A 16,059-nucleotide genomic window follows, 5' to 3' on the forward strand; every position below is an offset into this window, starting at 1 on the left:
AGGCGGCCAATTTCAGCCGCCTTTTCGCTTTCAGTTGAGTGTCGAGCCTATTAAACCTTGCTGTAAACCTCAGCCCCGGCCTTGACGAACTCGACGGCCTTGGTTTCCATCCCCTTCTCTAGCGCCTCGGCTTCAGCGATACCCTGGGCGGCGGCGAATTCGCGCACATCCTGCGTGATCTTCATCGAGCAGAAGTGCGGGCCACACATGGAGCAGAAGTGGGCGACCTTGGCCGATTCCTTGGGCAGGGTTTCGTCGTGGAAGCTTTTAGCTTTGTCCGGGTCGAGGCCGAGGTTGAACTGGTCGTCCCAGCGGAACTCGAAGCGCGCCTTGGACAGGGCGTTGTCGCGAATCTGCGCGCCGGGGTGGCCCTTGGCCAGGTCGGCGGCATGGGCGGCGAGCTTGTAGGTGATGATGCCTTCCTTGACGTCGTTCTTGTCGGGCAAGCCGAGGTGTTCCTTGGGCGTGACGTAGCAGAGCATGGCGGTGCCGTACCAGCCGATCATCGCGGCCCCGATGCCGCTGGTGATGTGGTCGTAACCCGGCGCGATGTCAGTGGTCAGGGGGCCAAGGGTGTAGAACGGGGCTTCCTTGCAGTGCTCGAGCTGGAGGTCCATGTTCTCCTTGATCATGTGCATCGGCACGTGGCCCGGGCCTTCGATGATGACCTGCACATCGTGCTTCCAGGCGATATCTGTCAGTTCGCCCAGGGTCTTCAGTTCCCCCAGCTGGGCTTCGTCGTTGGCGTCGTAGATCGAGCCGGGACGCAGGCCGTCGCCGAGGCTGAAGGCGACGTCGTAGGCCTTCATGATTTCGCAGATTTCCTCGAAGTGGGTGTAGAGGAAGCTTTCCTTGTGGTGGGCCAGACACCACTTGGCCATGATCGAACCACCGCGCGACACGATACCGGTCAGGCGGTTGGCGGTCATCGGCACGTAGCGCAGCAGCACGCCAGCGTGGATGGTGAAGTAGTCGACGCCTTGTTCAGCCTGTTCGATCAGCGTGTCGCGGAAGATTTCCCAGGTCAGGTCTTCGGCCTTGCCGTTGACCTTTTCCAGCGCCTGATAGATCGGCACCGTGCCGATCGGCACCGGGCTGTTGCGGATGATCCATTCGCGGGTTTCGTGGATGTTCTTGCCGGTGGACAGGTCCATCACCGTGTCGCCGCCCCAGCGGATCGACCAGGTCATCTTCTCGACTTCTTCCTGAATGGAGGAGCCGAGCGCCGAGTTGCCGATGTTGGCGTTGATCTTGACCAGGAAATTGCGACCGATGATCATCGGCTCGCTTTCCGGGTGGTTGATGTTGTTCGGGATGATGGCGCGGCCACGGGCGATTTCGCTGCGCACGAATTCCGGGGTGATTTCTTCCGGAATGCTGGCGCCGAAGTCCTGGCCCTTGTGCTGGCGACCGAGGATGTCGGCCATTCGGTTGCCCATCGGGCCGGTGGCCTTCAGGCTTTCAATGTAGGCGCGGCGATTGTTGTTTTCGCGGATGGCGACGTATTCCATCTCCGGCGTGATGATGCCCTGGCGGGCGTAGTGCATCTGTGAAACATTCTGACCGGGCTTGGCACGCAGCGGCTTGCGGTGTAGGCCGGGGAAGCGCAGTTCGTCGAGCTTCGGGTCGGCGGCACGCTGACGACCGAATTCCGAGCTCAGGTCGGGCAATGCCTCTACATCGCCGCGTTCGGCAATCCACTGGGCGCGCAAGGCCGGCAGGCCGGAACGGATGTCGATCTTGGCGGCCGGGTCGGAATAGGGGCCGGAGCAGTCGTAAACGTAGATCGGCGGGTTCTTTTCGCCACCAAAAGCGGTCGGCGTGTCGTCCTGCGACACTTCGCGCATCGGCACCTGAATATCCGGGCGGGAACCTTCGACATAAATCTTGCGGGAATTGGGCAGCGGCTGTACTGCCGCCTCGTCGACGTGGGCATTGGCGGCGAGGAATTGTTCGTTGGCGTTCATTGAAGCTCCATGCAGGTGTGCAGCAGGTAAGACGGGCAAGGAGCGATCTGGTTCCAACAACAGAGTTCGTTTCCCTAGCGCGGCATGACCCGGTCAGGTTCGAAGGGTTTTTCTCAGCCCGCTTGCTGGCGGGCACCCCTAACGAGTGGGCTGCAAGTTACTGGAAATACAGGCAAAATGCAAGGAATGACAAACCGCGCTCAAGATTTTCAGAAATTGGCCGAAATATCACCGACAAGCCGCGGAATGCTAAAGAAAAATGAGGGAATCAAGATGCGCCACCTGATCATCGCCAGCCTGCTGGCCGCCCTGCCATGGGTTGCTTCAGCCGCCCCAACCTGGCAAACGATATCCTCCGAACCCGGCAAGCGCATCGAGATCGATCGCACCAGCCTGAAGCGCGATGGCAACACCGTTCAGGCCCAAGGGCGCGTCGTCCTCGAAAAAGAGCTGACAGATGCCAAGTCCGGCGCCGGCTATCGGGTGATCGAGGCAATTACCCGCTACGACTGCAACACGCGCAACGCCAATACGATCAAACGCATTTTCAAGAAGAACGAAACCGACATCATCCGCGAAGAGGAAATCAAGGGTGCCGAGCTGCCGGTACGCACTGGCACGCTGGACGACAAGGTATTGCGCGAAGTCTGCCGCCCGCCCAAGGAAAGTCCGGCCGAACTGGCCAAGAAAGCCAATGAAGCTGCCGGCGAACTGAAGGCAGCCAACGAAGCAATGCTCAAGAAGGAAATGGCCAAGGCTGAAAAGCCGGCAGCTATCAAGGCTAGCGATGCACCGGCCAAGGAGGCCGAGCATGCGGCAATTCCTTCGATCCGCCCGAACCTGAAGGCGGCCATGGAAAGCAGCAAGGAAGCCGCCCCCGCTCCGGCCCACACCCCAACCAAGGAGGCGCCGCCGGCCAAGGCAGCAGCACCGACGAAAGCCGCAACCATCGTCGTACACACCGCCCCGGCCCCGGCACAAAAAGCCAGAAAGCCCGCCAAGGCGGAGGGCTACATGCTCGAGTTGACGCACACTCAGGCTGCCACCCAGCATGCCCACATTCACTGGGCCTACGATGGCGCCGGCGCCCCGGAAAACTGGTCGAATCTCGACCCCAAGAACAAGGTTTGCGCCATCGGCGAGCGTCAGTCTCCGATCGACATCAAGGATGGCATCAAGGTCGACCTCGAACCGATCAAGTTCAAATACCAGCCCTCCACCTTCAGGATCGTGGACAACGGCCATACCGTTCAGGTCGAAGTAGGCGAAGGGTCGATTTCACTGACCGGTAAAACTTACGAACTGGTCCAGTTCCACTTTCACCGTCCATCCGAAGAAAAGGTGAACGGCCAACGCTTCGACATGGTCGTTCATCTGGTGCACAAGTCCGATGAAGGGCAACTCGCCGTTGTCGCCGTGCTGCTTGAACGTGGCACCGAAAACCCCTTCATCCAGACGCTGTGGAACAACATGCCGCTGGAAAAGAACATGCCGGTCGCCCCGCCGACCGCGACGGTCGACCTGAACACGCTGCTGCCGGCCACCCGTAGCTACTACACCTACATGGGCTCGCTGACCACGCCACCGTGCTCCGAAGGGGTGTTGTGGCTGGTCATGAAACAGCCGGTGCAGGTTTCACAGGATCAGATCAATATTTTCAGCCGCTTGTACAAAAACAACGCCCGGCCGATCCAGCCCGCTGGCGGACGCCTGATCAAGGAAGGCCGTTGACCTGAAATGAAGCCCGGTGGTAAATTAATGACCAACAAGTCATTAATTTACCCATGCTCGCAGCCCCCCCCCTCCCCCGAAAACGCCGCAAGGAAGCCCGCCCGTCGGAACTTCTTGGTGCAGCCCTCCATCAATTCGTCGAAAAAGGCTTCACTGCCACCCGATTGGAAGATGTCGCGGCCCAAGCCGGGGTCTCGAAGGGGACGCTCTACCTCTATTACGAGAACAAGGAAGCGCTGTTCAAGGCGGTAATTCAGGAAGGCGTCATCCCGATCATTGCCGAAAACGAGGCCATCGCCGCCAAACACACCAGCACCAGTTTTGACCTGCTGGAAAAACTGCTCGACAACTGGTGGACCAAGATCGGCCAGACCACTTTCGCCGGTATTCCAAAATTGATGGTGGCCGAAGCCCGGAACTTCCCTGAACTGGCTACTTTCTATTACGAAAATGTCATCAACCGCAGCCGTGCGCTGGTCGGATCGACGCTGCGCCGCGGCATGGAGAGCGGTGAATTCCGCCAGATGGACGTTGAAACGACGATTGACGTACTCATCGCGCCGATTCTGATGCTGTTGATCTGGCGTTATTCGATGAATTGCTGCCAGGGCAGCCAAACCGATCCGCAGCATTATCTGCAGATCCACATGGATATCCTGCGGCAAGGTTTGCGCAGGCTGGAAAAAGAGAGTCAGGTATAATTTTGATTTGTCGGAACCAATATATTAGCTTGTGCTAATATTCTGCCTGCGGAGACCCAAATGAACATCGAGCAAGCGCGCTTCAATATGATCGAACAGCAGATCCGGCCCTGGGAGGTTCTGGATCCGCAGGTTCTCGACCTGCTCTTCGTCGTCAAGCGCGAAGACTTCACCCCCCCGGCCTATCGCAACCTCGCGTTCGCCGACATGGAAATCCCGCTGGGCGGCGGTCAGGTCATGCTGGCACCGAAGATCGAAGCCAAAATGCTGCAGGAACTGGTGCTCAAGAAGACCGACAAGGTTCTCGAAATCGGTACCGGCAGCGGTTACATGGCTGCCCTGCTGGCCGCCCGCGCCGAGCATGTGGTCACCATCGAATCTCGCCCCGAACTGGCTGCCATCGCCAAGGAAAACCTTGAGCGTGCCGGTGTCGCCAATGCCACCGTCGAAATCGGCAACGGCGCCGAAGGCTGGTCGCAGCGCGGCCCCTACGACGCCATCGTCGTCTCCGGTTCGCTGCCGAGCGTTCCCGCCTCGCTGCTCAAGCAACTGCGCGTTGGTGGCCGTTTGGCCGTGGTCGTTGGCGAAGCACCGGTCATGGAAGCCCAGCTGATCACCTGTACGGGTGACGGCATCTATAACACCGTCAACCTGTTCGAAACCGTCATTCCTGCTCTTGACGGTACCGAAACCAAGGCCAGCTTCACCTTCTGATGAAACAGGTTCGCGCTCAACAACTGGCAGAATGGCTGGCCGACGAAGCCCGGCCCAACCCCGTTCTGCTCGATGTGCGCGAACCGTGGGAACTTGAGCTCTGCCAGTTGTCTGGTTCGCAGCACATCCCCATGCATCTGGTCCCGACGCGCTGCGATGAAATCGACTCCGGTCAGGATATCGTCGTTATCTGCCATCACGGCGGCCGCAGCATGCAGGTCGCCATGTTTCTTGAACGCAAGGGCTTTGGTGCTGTGTACAACCTGATGGGCGGTGTCGAGGCCTGGGCAGGCGAAGTCGACCCGAACATGCGTCGTTATTGAGGAAGGCATGAAAAAACTCGCCTGGTTGATCGTTTCGCCCTTGTTCGCCTCCCCGCTCTTCGCGGCTGACCTGATGCAGGTCTATCGCGAAGCTCAGGATAACGATCCGACCTTTGCCACTGCCCGCTCGACCCTCGATGCCGGGCGCGAGAAGTCGCCACAGGCCCGCGCCGGGCTGTTGCCCAGCCTGACCTTGTCCGGTAACACCGTGTGGAACGAGAATGAAATCTCAACCCACAATGGCCCGACCATCGCCAAGCCGCATTACAACTCCAACGGCTACCAGCTGACGCTCAGCCAGCCGCTGTTCCGCTGGCAAAACTGGGTTTCCTACGACCAATCGAAGCTGCAGGTAGCCCAGGCTGAAGCCAATTTCGTCCAGGCTCGCCAGGATCTGATCCTGCGCGTTTCCCAGGCCTATTTCGACGTGGTTTATGCCGTCGAAAACCTGAAGGCAGTGCGCGCCAACAAGACCGCCATTGCTCAGCAGCTTGAGTCAGCCAAGAAGAATTTTGAAGTCGGCACCGCGACCATTACCGATACGCACGAGGCGCAAGCCCGTTACGATCTGGCGAACGCTCAGGAAATCGCTGCTGAAAGCGATTATGAAATTCGGCAACGTGCCTTGCAGGCCATCATCGGCAAGGAAGCCGGCCCCCTCGCAACAACCCGCAAGGATGCCGAACTGACCCCCCCGCAGCCCAACGACATGAAACAGTGGGTCGCGGCCGCCGAGAAAGACAGCATCACCGTGCAAGTTCAGCAAGCCAACGCTGAAATTGCTGCACGCGAGGTCGACAAGCAACGGGCCGGACACTACCCGACCGTAGACCTGGTTGCCAACCAGGGGTATTCGAAGAACTACGCCTCGACTTTTGGCGTCTATGACACCGATTTCAAGAATATCGGCATTCAGGTCAACATTCCGCTGTTTCACGGTGGCCTGACCGTTTCACGCCAACGTGAAGCGGCTGCCAACCGCAGCGCCGCACAGTCCGCGCTTGAAACCGCACGCCGCGGTGCCGCGCTTTCCGCCCAGCAATACTATCTGGGTGTGGCCAATGGGCTGGCTCAGGTCAGAGCCCTGAAGGCTGCGCTGGTTTCATCGCAATCGGCACTGGAATCGAACAAGCTCGGCTACGAAGTCGGCGTGCGCATCAACATCGACGTGCTGAATGCTGAAAATCAGGTCTACGTGACTCGACGCGACCTGGCCAAGGCCACGCTGGATACGCTGATGTCGCAACTGCGCCTGAAGGCGGCAACCGGCTCACTGGGCGAAGACGACGTTGCCCAGATCAACGCCCTGCTCGACCCGTCCAGCGCTCAATAAGCGTCAGCATCCGCCCGGCTGCGCCTTGATGGGCGCAGGCAAACGCGCTGGCCGCAGCGCGCATTGCCGCCAATTCAGATTTTTCTTTTAACAGACGTTCGACTGCAAGCCCTAGTGCTTCCGGGCTATCGACGCGCTGCGCCGCACCGGCGGCAATGGCATCGTCAGTGGCCTGCAGGAAATTGAAGGTATGCGGCCCGACGATCACCGGACAGCCGCAGGCTGCTGCTTCGATCAGGTTCTGCCCGCCCAGCGGCAGCAAACTGCCGCCGATGAAGGACAAGTCAGCCAGCGTGAAGTAGGCGGCCATCTCGCCCATGCTGTCGCCAAGCCAGACCTGCGCATCCGGTGCCGGCAGACCAGCGCTGCGCCGTGACGTGCGAATGCCTTGCTGCCTCAGAATATCTGCGACCTCGTCGAAGCGCTGGGGATGCCGCGGCACCAGCACCAGCAAGGCATCCGGAATATTTACGCGGCGCCAAGCCTCCAGCACCAACGCCTCCTCACCTTCACGCGTGCTGGCAGCCAGCCAGACCGGTCGATGGCCGATCGCCTGTCGCCATGCCTGACCCAGCGCAATCTTTTCGGCCGAAGGCGTGACATCGAACTTCAGGTTGCCGCAGACTTCGACCGTCGGCGCCCCCAAAGCAGCGATCCGTTCAGCATCCCCACTGGTCTGTGCTGCCACGCCACTCAACGACGCGAATGCCGGACCAAGCAAGGCCGAAAAACGACCATAGCCACGGGCGGAACGAACCGACAGGCGCGCATTGGCCAGCACGACCGGGACGCCATGCCGTTGCGCCCCCGCCAGCAGGTTGGGCCAGATCTCGGTCTCCATCAACACACCGAAAGCCGGTGAGAAGTGGCGCAGAAATCGAGCCACAGCACCGGGGTAGTCATAGGGCAGATAAGCCTGTATGACCTTGTCGCCATAGACCTCCAGCCCCGCTGCCCTTCCAGTCGGCGTCATGCCGGTCAGCAAGACCCGATAACCCGGCCAGCGAGCCTGCAGCCCTTCGATCAAGGGCTGGGCGGCACGGGTTTCGCCCACTGACACGGCATGCACCCAGATCAGTTTGGCCGGAACAGGCTGCCGATAGAAACCGTAACGCTCGCCAAGATTTTGCAGATACTCGGGTTGCTTGCGGCCACGCCACAGCAGGCGCAGCCAGATCAACGGCGTAATCAGGTAAAGCAGCAGCGAGTAGGCGATACGCGCCATCAGCCAAGCGCCACTTGCAATTCGCCGAGCACGGCGTCGGGCGAAGGGTTCTGGTCCTGGCCGCCGAGATTGCGATAGAAACCGGCCCCAAGAACCCCCGTCAGGCCGGGATCGGTCGCGGTATAAAGGGCCACCGTAGGCACTTTCAAGGCCACCGCCAGATGCGTCAGGCCGGTATCGACACCGACGGCAGCCCTCGCTCCAGCGAGCAGCGAGGCCAGATCGGGAATGTTCATCGATGGTGCCGCCACCGCGCCGGGAATCCCGGCTGCCAGTCGGCTAGCTCGTTCCCGTTCGACAACGCTGCCACCGGGCAGTACGGCGCTCAGGCCCAGGGAATTCAAACGCTGCCCCAAAGCCAGCCAGTTCGCTTCCGGCCACAGCTTGTCATCGCGGCTGGTCGCCGTCAGGAAAACGACATAAGGTCGATGCGGCAACCAGTCGAATCCTGCGGCATGAGCCTCGATACCGTAGTCGGGTTCAGATGCTGCGGTATAGCCCAGCGCCGCTCCAGCCAGACGAAGATTGCGTAGGACGGCGTGCAGTTCCCGCGAAACGTGAAAACGACGGTCATAGCAGCGCGCTGCAAGCGGCTCCCGGGCCGAGTCTGCCGCATAGCCAAGGACAGGCCCGGTCGCCTGGCTGGCGATCAGCGCACTCTTGAGCAAGCCTTGCGTGTCGACCACGGCATCGTAAGCACAAACCTGCAAGAGACGCCGAAATTCGGCAATCTCCCGCCAGGTCGCAGCCTTCAGCAGGTTCTTCCGCCAGCGCCGGATGGCGACGGGAATAATCGTCCCAACGCCGGGATGCAGTCGCGGAATGGCAGAAAAACTCTCTTCAACACACCAATCGATCTCGGCATCCGGAAAGTGCCGCCGAATGTCGCTGAGCACCGGCAAATTATGGATGACGTCGCCGAGCGAGGAAGTTTTCACGATCAGAATGCGCATCGGCGGATAAAATCACTGCTTTCGAAGCTGCAATTATAAATGCCCGCCACGCGCCAGCCGCTTTCCGTTGCCATCATCACGCTCAATGCAGCCTCCCAACTGGAAGACTGCCTGAAGCGCGTACGCTTTGCCGATGAAATCGTTGTCGTCGATTCCGGCAGCACGGATGGCACACAAGCTCTGGCTGAACGATATGGTGCCCGAGTCATTGAGCAGGCATGGCTGGGTTTCGGGCCGCAAAAGCAGTTTGCCGTCGAAGCCGCCAAGCACGACTGGGTACTCTGTCTGGATGCCGATGAACAGCTGAGCCCGGAACTGCAAGCCGCTATCGAAAACGCGCTGCAGAACCCATCACCAGCCGCCTTCCGCTTTGCCCGCTGCAACCGCTTCCTGGGCCGCTACCTGAAGTACGGCGAAGGCTACCCGGATTGGTCGCTGCGCCTGTTCGATCGCCGCCAGGCACGCTGGTCTGATGACGCAGTGCATGAAAAAGTCGTCGCCAATGGCCGCGTCGACACGCTGAATGGCGACCTGCTGCATGACTCGGCCGAATCCCTGGCCACTTACCTGAGCAAGCAGAACCGCTACACCTCGCTGGCCGCCGACATGGCACTGGCCGCCGGCAAGCGGGCCTCTTTTGCCCGCCTGGCTTTCAGCCCGATCATCCGTTTCATCAAGTTTTACCTGATCCGCCAAGGCTTTCGCGATGGCCTGCCCGGGCTGATTCACATTGCCATCGGCTGCTTCAACAGCTTCATGAAATATGCCAAGCTGCTTGAAAAACAGCGATCAAATGCTGCACTGCAGTAAAATCTTATGACTCTTCCCTTAAGGTGATTTCGTGAAAATTCTTGTGACCGGTGCTGCCGGATTCATCGGTATGACTACTTCGCTCCGCCTGCTCGCCCGCGGTGATGAAGTCGTCGGCCTCGATAACATGAACGACTACTACGAAGTGTCGCTCAAGGAAAACCGCCTGAAGCGCCTGACCGCGCTCCCCGGCTTCCGCTTCGTCAAGCTCGACGTGGGCGACCGGGCCGGCATGGAAAAGCTGTTTGCCGACGAGAAATTCGACAAGGTCATCCACCTCGCCGCCCAGGCCGGCGTTCGCTACTCGATCCAGAACCCGCATGCCTACGTCGACAGCAACCTGGTCGGCTTCATCAACATCCTCGAAGGCTGCCGCCACAACAAGGTTCAGCATCTGGTTTACGCCTCCAGCTCCAGCGTCTATGGCGGCAACACCAAGATGCCGTTCTCGGAACACGACAGCGTCGATCACCCGGTCAGCCTGTACGCGGCCACCAAGAAGGCCAACGAGCTGATGGCGCATACCTACAGCCACCTCTACGGCCTGCCGACGACCGGCCTGCGCTTCTTCACGGTCTATGGCCCGTGGGGCCGCCCGGACATGGCGCTCTTCCTGTTCACCAAGGCCATCCTCGAAGGCCGGCCAATCGACGTGTTCAACCACGGCAACATGAAACGCGATTTCACCTATGTCGACGATATCGTCGAAGGCGTCATCCGCGTCATGGATCGCAATGCGGCAGCCAATGTCGACTATGACCCGATTGCCGCCGACCCGGCGACCAGCAACGCCCCATACCGGGTGTTTAATATCGGTAACAATAACCCGGTACAGTTGCTCGACTTCATCGGTGCGATTGAAAGCGCGCTAGGCATGAAGGCCGAGAAACGCTTGCTGCCCCTGCAGGATGGCGATGTCCCGGCCACCTACGCCAACACCGATCTGCTCAACGACTGGGTCGGTTTCGTCCCCGGCACCACCGTGCAGGAAGGCGTCGGCCGATTCATCGCCTGGTATCGCGAGTATTACAGCATCTAATTGCTAGTCACTGTTTATTAGCGATCCCTTCCTCTAACCTCCAACCAGAAACAAACAACTACTATGTGTGGCATCGTCGCGGCAGCAGCCGGCAACAACATCGTTCCCGTTCTCGTCGAAGGGCTGAAGAAGCTTGAGTACCGTGGCTATGATTCGGCCGGGCTGGCGGTCATTGCCGCCAACAACATCGAACGGGTCCGCTCGGTCGGCCGCGTGGCGGAACTCGAAACCGCCTCGGCATCGACCCAGTCCGTCACCGGCATCGCCCACACCCGTTGGGCAACCCATGGCGTCCCTTGCGAGCGCAATGCCCACCCGCACGTTTCCGGTTCCATCGCCGTCGTCCACAACGGCATCATCGAGAACTACGAATCCCTGCGCACCGAACTGAGCGCCCAGGGCTATGTGTTCACCTCGGACACCGACACCGAGAGCATCGCCCACCTGATCCAGGCGACCCTGAAGCGTGAGCCCGATCTGTTCAAGGCCGTGCAACTTGCCTGCCAGCGCCTGATCGGCGCCTACGCCATCGCAGTCATCGACCATACCCAGCCGGGCAAGGTCATTGTTTCCCGCGAAGGCTCGCCGCTCCTGCTTGGCGTCTCCGACAGCGGCAACTACGCTGCCTCCGACGCCTCGGCCCTGCTGCAAGTCACCCGCAACATGGTCTATCTGGAAAATGGCGACATTGCCGAGCTGACTGCGGCCAGCGTCAGGATCACCCGCCTGGATGGCACACCGGTCGAACGCCCGGTGCATGTTTCCCAGTTGTCGGCCGCCGCGGTCGAGCTTGGGAACTACCAGCACTACATGCAGAAGGAAATTTTCGAACAGCCGGAAGCACTGGCCAACACGCTGGAGATCGTCGGTGGCAGCAAGACCATCCAGCCCGGCATTTTTGGCGCCGAAGCCGCCAACTTGCTCGCCGATGTAGACTCCATCCTCATTCTGGCCTGCGGCACCAGCAGCCATTCCGGCTACACCGCCCGTTACTGGCTCGAAGCCATCGCTGGCGTACCGTGCACCGTCGAAATCGCCAGCGAATACCGCTACCGGACCTCCGTCGCCAACCCGCGCCAGTTGATTGTCGCTATCTCCCAGTCCGGTGAAACCGCCGACACGCTGGCCGCCCTGCGTCACGCCAAGTCGCTTGGCCAGACCAAGACCCTGGCTATCTGCAACGTACCTGAATCCGCCATCGTCCGCGAATGCGCACTCCGCTTCATCACCCGTGCCGGCCCGGAAATCGGTGTTGCCTCGACCAAGGCCTTCACCACACAACTCGCTGCGCTCTTCCTGCTGACGCTGGTCATGGCCAAGGTCAAGGATCGTCTGACTCAGGATCAGGAAAGCGCCTTCATCGACCAGTTACGTCACCTGCCGGTGGCCGTCAACAAGGTGCTTGAGCTTGAAGACGAAATCAAGGTGTGGGCCCAGCGCTTTGCCGACAAGCATCACGCCCTGTTCCTCGGTCGCGGTCGCCACTACCCGATCGCCATGGAAGGCGCCCTGAAGCTCAAGGAAATTTCCTACATCCATGCCGAGGCTTACCCGGCCGGTGAATTGAAGCATGGCCCGCTGGCGCTGGTCGATGCCAACATGCCAGTCATTTCCGTCGCCCCCAACGATCAGTTGCTCGACAAGCTGAAGTCGAACCTGAAAGAAGTTCAGGCGCGCGGCGGTGAGTTGTATGTCTTTGCCGACGCCGACTCCGAAATTCCAGAATCGGAAGGCGTGCACATCCTGCGCCTGCCGGAACACTATGGCGAGCTGTCGCCGATCCTGCACGTTATTCCGCTACAACTGCTGTCGTACCACGCTGCTTTGGTCAAGGGTACCGACGTCGACAAACCGCGTAATCTGGCCAAATCGGTCACCGTGGAATAACCCGCTAGCAGCTAACGACTAACAGCGAATATCTAAAACATGGCCACTTACGCCATCGGCGACATTCAGGGCTGCTACGACTCTCTGCAGCGGCTTCTGGAACGCTGCGCCTTCGACCCCGCCAGCGACCGCCTCTGGCTGGTCGGTGATCTGGTCAATCGCGGTCCGAAATCGCTGGCAACGCTGCGCCTGATCAAATCACTGGGGCCGGCCGCCTTGACCGTTCTCGGCAATCACGACCTCTACCTGCTGATGGTCGCCGAAGGTGGCGCCAAGTTTCGTGGCAAGGACGACACGTTGCAGGAAATCCTTGATGCACCGGATTGCACCGAGTTACTCGACTGGTTGCGTCATCAGCCGATCTGCCACACCGAAGGCGAGTACTGCCTCGTTCATGCCGGGCTGCTGCCGCAATGGACAGCTTCGCGCGCCCGCGAACTGGCCCGCGAAGTCGAAACAACGCTGCAAGGGCCGGATTTCCGCGAATTTATCCTGAATCTGTGGGGCAGCGAACCGGCCGGCTGGTCGGACAAGCTCTCCGGCTGGGCCCGCTTGCGCGTCATCGTCAATGCGATGACCCGGATGCGTTTTTGCACGCTGGACGGCATCATGGAATTCAAGGTCAAGGGCAAGCTGTCGAACGCTCCCGCCGGCCATCTACCCTGGTTTGACCTGCCTTGCAGGAAAAGCGCTGAATCGGTGCTGGTCACTGGCCACTGGTCGGCACTCGGCCTGAAGATCACGCCAAAGTTGTTGGCACTCGACTCCGGATGCTTGTGGGGCGGACATCTGACGGCTGTTCGGCTGGAAGACCGTCAGGTGTTTCAGGTAGATTGCTCGCCAACGGAAGCCCTGCCGCTAAAGCGATAGCTTCGCGCGCCTCTGCCGCCACCTGCTTGCGATCCTCACCATTCAGGCCGCGCAGCGGTGTGGTCACCAGTCGGGCAATCAGGCGCTTGCGGCCGAGAATTGCCGAGGTACATTGGCCCATGGAGATGTCGCCATCGTAGCGCGGCGCCAGACTACGCTGACCATCAAGTTCCCAATAGGAAATCGCTACCGGTAGCACCGGCCGGCCGGCAGCCAGCGCCGGCTGAATCAGTGCCGCATGAAAATGCAGCAGGCTGCGGCCATCGGTCGTGGTTCCTTCAGGAAAAACGGCCACGTGCTTTCCCTGATCGAGAATTGTCGCCACTTGCTCATTGATGACTTTCGCGTGACCACGGCTACCCCGCCGCAGGAAGACCGTATCGTTCTTTGCGGCCAGCCAGCCGATCAGCGGCCAGTGGCGTACCTCTTCCTTCGAGACGAAGGCGGCAGGCAACGCAGCGTTGATCACGTAGATATCGATCCACGAAATATGGTTGGCGACGAGCAGCGCGCCGGGAACGGCATGCGTCAGATCGGCCTCGACCTCGACTCCGAGGGCATCAAGCAAGGCGGCCGACCAACTGGCTTTCAGAGCCAGACGCTTGCGGTCGCTGCAAAGCGGAAAGACGCACAGCGAAAAGAGCGCCCCGCTGATCACCAGCAGGGCGATACGAAAAATCCGGAAGGTGCGAATCGCTAAATTGGTTTGGTTCAGGCTACTTATCCCAGATAGTGCTTGGCGTAACGACCGGAAACCTTGGCCATCGGCATCAGGATCGGCAGGTCAGCGGTATTGAAATCAGGATCCCATGCCGGCTCACCACAGATCCAGGCGCCCGCACGGAGGTAGCCCTTGATCAGCGGCGGCGTTTCGGCCGGGCGATCCTGCTGCAGGGCAGCCAATGGCAGCGGACAACGCGGAAAGACGCGATATTCCTGCGGCCCGAGGTGATCGGCAGCCAGACGATTATACAAGCTGGCCGCAGCATGCCCGCCATCAGCCATGCTGATCGAGGCACAGCCCATCAGGTAGTCATAGCTATTCTCGACCATGAACTGGGCCAGGCCAGACCAGAGCAGGGTGATCGTTGCACCGGTCCGGTAGTCCGGATGAACGCAGGAGCGGCCGATTTCAACCAGGCGCGAACGCAGGTGCTGCAGGCGGGTCAGGTCGAATTCGTTTTCGGAGTAGTAACCCACCTGACGTGCACTTTCCGGCGTCAGGATGCGGTAGGTACCAACGATCTCGCTGGTCTGCGTATCGCGCACAACGAGGTGTTGGCAATACGGATCATAAATATCGTGATCGACGCCAGGCGTACGGCTCGGCAGATTGGCGCCCATTTCGCCGGCAAACACGCGATAGCGCAGGCGCTGTGCGTCAAGAATATCGCTCTGGCTGCGGGCAAAGCCGACAGCCAGACTCTTCTTTTCGGGACGGCTGCGACCCGCAGCCTTATGGATATTTTCCATCTTTGTTCTCCTTGTCTTCGTGGAGAACAAGTCTGGATGAGCCTTGTTACAAGCGCTTTGCCCAAAAATGACAGCGATGTTTCATTCCGGAATGACTTACCAGGGCAGCGTGCCGAAGGCCTTCTGGAAACGCTCGGCAATTTCTTCGCGGCTCGGCTGGTGGTTCTGGCCACCGCGATGGGCGATCTTGATCGCGCCCATCACCGCAGCCAGACGACCGGTCGTCGGCCAGTCGAAACCGTTGGCAATACCGTAGAGCAGGCCGGAACGGTAGGCATCGCCGCAGCCGGTCGGGTCGAGAATTTCATCGGCCGCAACACAAGGAATATCGTGGCGCACGCCACCGGCGTAGATTTCCGAACCCTCGCCACCACGGGTCACGATCAGGGCCTTCAAATTACCGGCTAGCTGTTCGAGACTACGACCCGTGCGATCACAGAGCAGCTTGGCCTCGTAATCATTGAAGCAGGCGTAATCGGCCAGCTGGATGAAATCGAGCAGTTCATCACCGTTGAACATCGGCAGGCCTTGGCCCGGATCGAAGATGAAGGGCACGTTGGCATCGGCAAAATCTCGGGCGTGCTGCATCATGCCCTCGCGACCATCCGGGGCGACGATACCGAGCTTGGCATTGGCAGTCTGAACCTTGTTCAGATGTGAAAAAGTCATCGCCCCCGGATGGAAGGCCGTGATCTGGTTGTCATCGAGATCGGTCGTGATGAAAGCCTGCGCCGTGAAGCTGCCGCCAATCTGGCGAACATGGCTACGCGACAGGCCGAGCTTGTCGAGACGATCGAGATAGGGCGCCGCATCGTCACCCACGGTGGCCATGATCATCGGCTCGCCGCCGAGCAGCATCAGGTTGTAGGCAATATTGCCGGCACAGCCACCGAATTCACGGCGCATCTCGGGAACCAGGAAGGCCACATTCAGGATGTGGATCTGCTCAGGCAGGATGTGGTTCTTGAAGCGGTCCGGAAAGACCATGATGTTGTCAAAAGCCAGGGAACCGCAGATCAGTGTTGTCATGGGG

Annotated in this window: 14 protein-coding genes, 1 pseudogene and 1 riboswitch; of the genes and pseudogenes, 9 read left to right on the forward strand and 6 right to left on the reverse strand. The window is 60.0% G+C overall.

Annotated features, from left to right (window positions below; all coding sequences use genetic code 11):
• Positions 1 to 50 precede the first annotated feature (50 nt).
• Positions 51 to 1,967, reverse strand: coding sequence for a phosphomethylpyrimidine synthase ThiC (gene thiC, locus KI617_RS18735; RefSeq protein WP_226448911.1), 1,917 nt, complete (start codon positions 1,965 to 1,967; stop codon positions 51 to 53).
• Between the two features lie 54 nt (positions 1,968 to 2,021).
• Positions 2,022 to 2,117, reverse strand: a riboswitch (TPP riboswitch).
• Positions 2,118 to 2,240: 123 nt separating this feature from the next.
• Here thiC and KI617_RS18740 point away from each other — a divergent pair.
• The 5 genes from KI617_RS18740 to KI617_RS18760 are packed head-to-tail and all read left to right on the forward strand — an operon-like array spanning position 2,241 to position 6,769.
• A complete protein-coding gene (locus KI617_RS18740; protein WP_226448913.1) occupies positions 2,241 to 3,698 on the forward strand; it encodes a carbonic anhydrase family protein in 1,458 nt (485 codons plus the stop codon).
• 53 nt (positions 3,699 to 3,751) lie between these two features.
• Positions 3,752 to 4,399, forward strand: a complete 648-nt coding sequence (locus tag KI617_RS18745) for a TetR/AcrR family transcriptional regulator (RefSeq protein ID WP_226448915.1) — start codon at positions 3,752 to 3,754, stop codon at positions 4,397 to 4,399.
• 60 nt (positions 4,400 to 4,459) lie between these two features.
• Complete coding sequence (locus KI617_RS18750; protein ID WP_226448917.1) at positions 4,460 to 5,113, forward strand: protein-L-isoaspartate O-methyltransferase family protein; 654 nt, start codon at positions 4,460 to 4,462, stop codon at positions 5,111 to 5,113.
• The gene (locus KI617_RS18755) at positions 5,113 to 5,436 is read left to right on the forward strand and encodes a rhodanese-like domain-containing protein (RefSeq protein WP_226448919.1); all 324 of its coding nucleotides are present in this window, start codon (positions 5,113 to 5,115) and stop codon (positions 5,434 to 5,436) included. The genes KI617_RS18750 and KI617_RS18755 overlap by 1 nt, the downstream gene beginning before the upstream one ends.
• Before the next feature lie 7 nt (positions 5,437 to 5,443).
• Entirely contained in the window at positions 5,444 to 6,769 is a 1,326-nt protein-coding gene (locus KI617_RS18760) for a TolC family outer membrane protein (RefSeq protein ID WP_226448921.1), read from the forward strand.
• On the opposite strand, the gene waaA is transcribed toward KI617_RS18760, so the two are convergent.
• Positions 6,735 to 7,994, reverse strand: a complete 1,260-nt coding sequence (gene waaA, locus KI617_RS18765; protein WP_226448923.1) for a lipid IV(A) 3-deoxy-D-manno-octulosonic acid transferase — start codon at positions 7,992 to 7,994, stop codon at positions 6,735 to 6,737. The genes KI617_RS18760 and waaA overlap by 35 nt on opposite strands.
• Complete coding sequence (gene waaC, locus KI617_RS18770) at positions 7,994 to 8,947, reverse strand: lipopolysaccharide heptosyltransferase I (RefSeq protein WP_226448925.1); 954 nt, start codon at positions 8,945 to 8,947, stop codon at positions 7,994 to 7,996. Before waaC ends, waaA begins: the two co-directional genes overlap by 1 nt.
• 39 nt (positions 8,948 to 8,986) lie before the next feature.
• Here waaC and KI617_RS18775 point away from each other — a divergent pair, with 39 nt between their 5' ends.
• From KI617_RS18775 to KI617_RS18790, 4 genes are all read left to right on the forward strand, one after another.
• Positions 8,987 to 9,757: a glycosyltransferase family 2 protein gene (locus KI617_RS18775; RefSeq protein WP_226448927.1), complete on the forward strand. Its 771-nt coding sequence runs from the start codon at positions 8,987 to 8,989 to the stop codon at positions 9,755 to 9,757.
• A 31-nt stretch (positions 9,758 to 9,788) separates the two neighbouring features.
• Positions 9,789 to 10,796 (forward strand): NAD-dependent epimerase, encoded by a 1,008-nt coding sequence (locus KI617_RS18780; RefSeq protein WP_226448929.1) that lies wholly within the window; start codon positions 9,789 to 9,791, stop codon positions 10,794 to 10,796.
• A gap of 63 nt (positions 10,797 to 10,859) precedes the next feature.
• Positions 10,860 to 12,683: a glutamine--fructose-6-phosphate transaminase (isomerizing) gene (gene glmS / locus KI617_RS18785; protein ID WP_226448930.1), complete on the forward strand. Its 1,824-nt coding sequence runs from the start codon at positions 10,860 to 10,862 to the stop codon at positions 12,681 to 12,683.
• A gap of 39 nt (positions 12,684 to 12,722) precedes the next feature.
• Positions 12,723 to 13,553 carry a symmetrical bis(5'-nucleosyl)-tetraphosphatase gene (locus KI617_RS18790; protein ID WP_226448932.1) on the forward strand — a complete coding sequence of 277 codons (831 nt, stop codon included), beginning with the start codon at positions 12,723 to 12,725 and terminating at the stop codon, positions 13,551 to 13,553.
• Positions 13,554 to 13,791: 238 nt separating this feature from the next.
• Here KI617_RS18790 and KI617_RS18795 read toward each other — a convergent pair.
• The 3 genes and pseudogenes from KI617_RS18795 to KI617_RS18805 all read right to left on the reverse strand — a co-directional run.
• Positions 13,792 to 14,211: pseudogene (locus tag KI617_RS18795) on the reverse strand (lysophospholipid acyltransferase family protein); the annotation flags it as partial.
• Between the two features lie 62 nt (positions 14,212 to 14,273).
• Positions 14,274 to 15,026 carry a GNAT family N-acetyltransferase gene (locus KI617_RS18800; protein WP_226448934.1) on the reverse strand — a complete coding sequence of 251 codons (753 nt, stop codon included), beginning with the start codon at positions 15,024 to 15,026 and terminating at the stop codon, positions 14,274 to 14,276.
• Between the two features lie 96 nt (positions 15,027 to 15,122).
• Positions 15,123 to 16,055 (reverse strand): carbohydrate kinase family protein, encoded by a 933-nt coding sequence (locus tag KI617_RS18805; RefSeq protein WP_226448936.1) that lies wholly within the window; start codon positions 16,053 to 16,055, stop codon positions 15,123 to 15,125.
• Positions 16,056 to 16,059 lie beyond the last annotated feature (4 nt).

It is taken from the genome of Ferribacterium limneticum (assembly GCF_020510625.1).
Taxonomy (GTDB): Bacteria; Pseudomonadota; Gammaproteobacteria; order Burkholderiales; family Rhodocyclaceae; genus Azonexus; species Azonexus limneticus_A.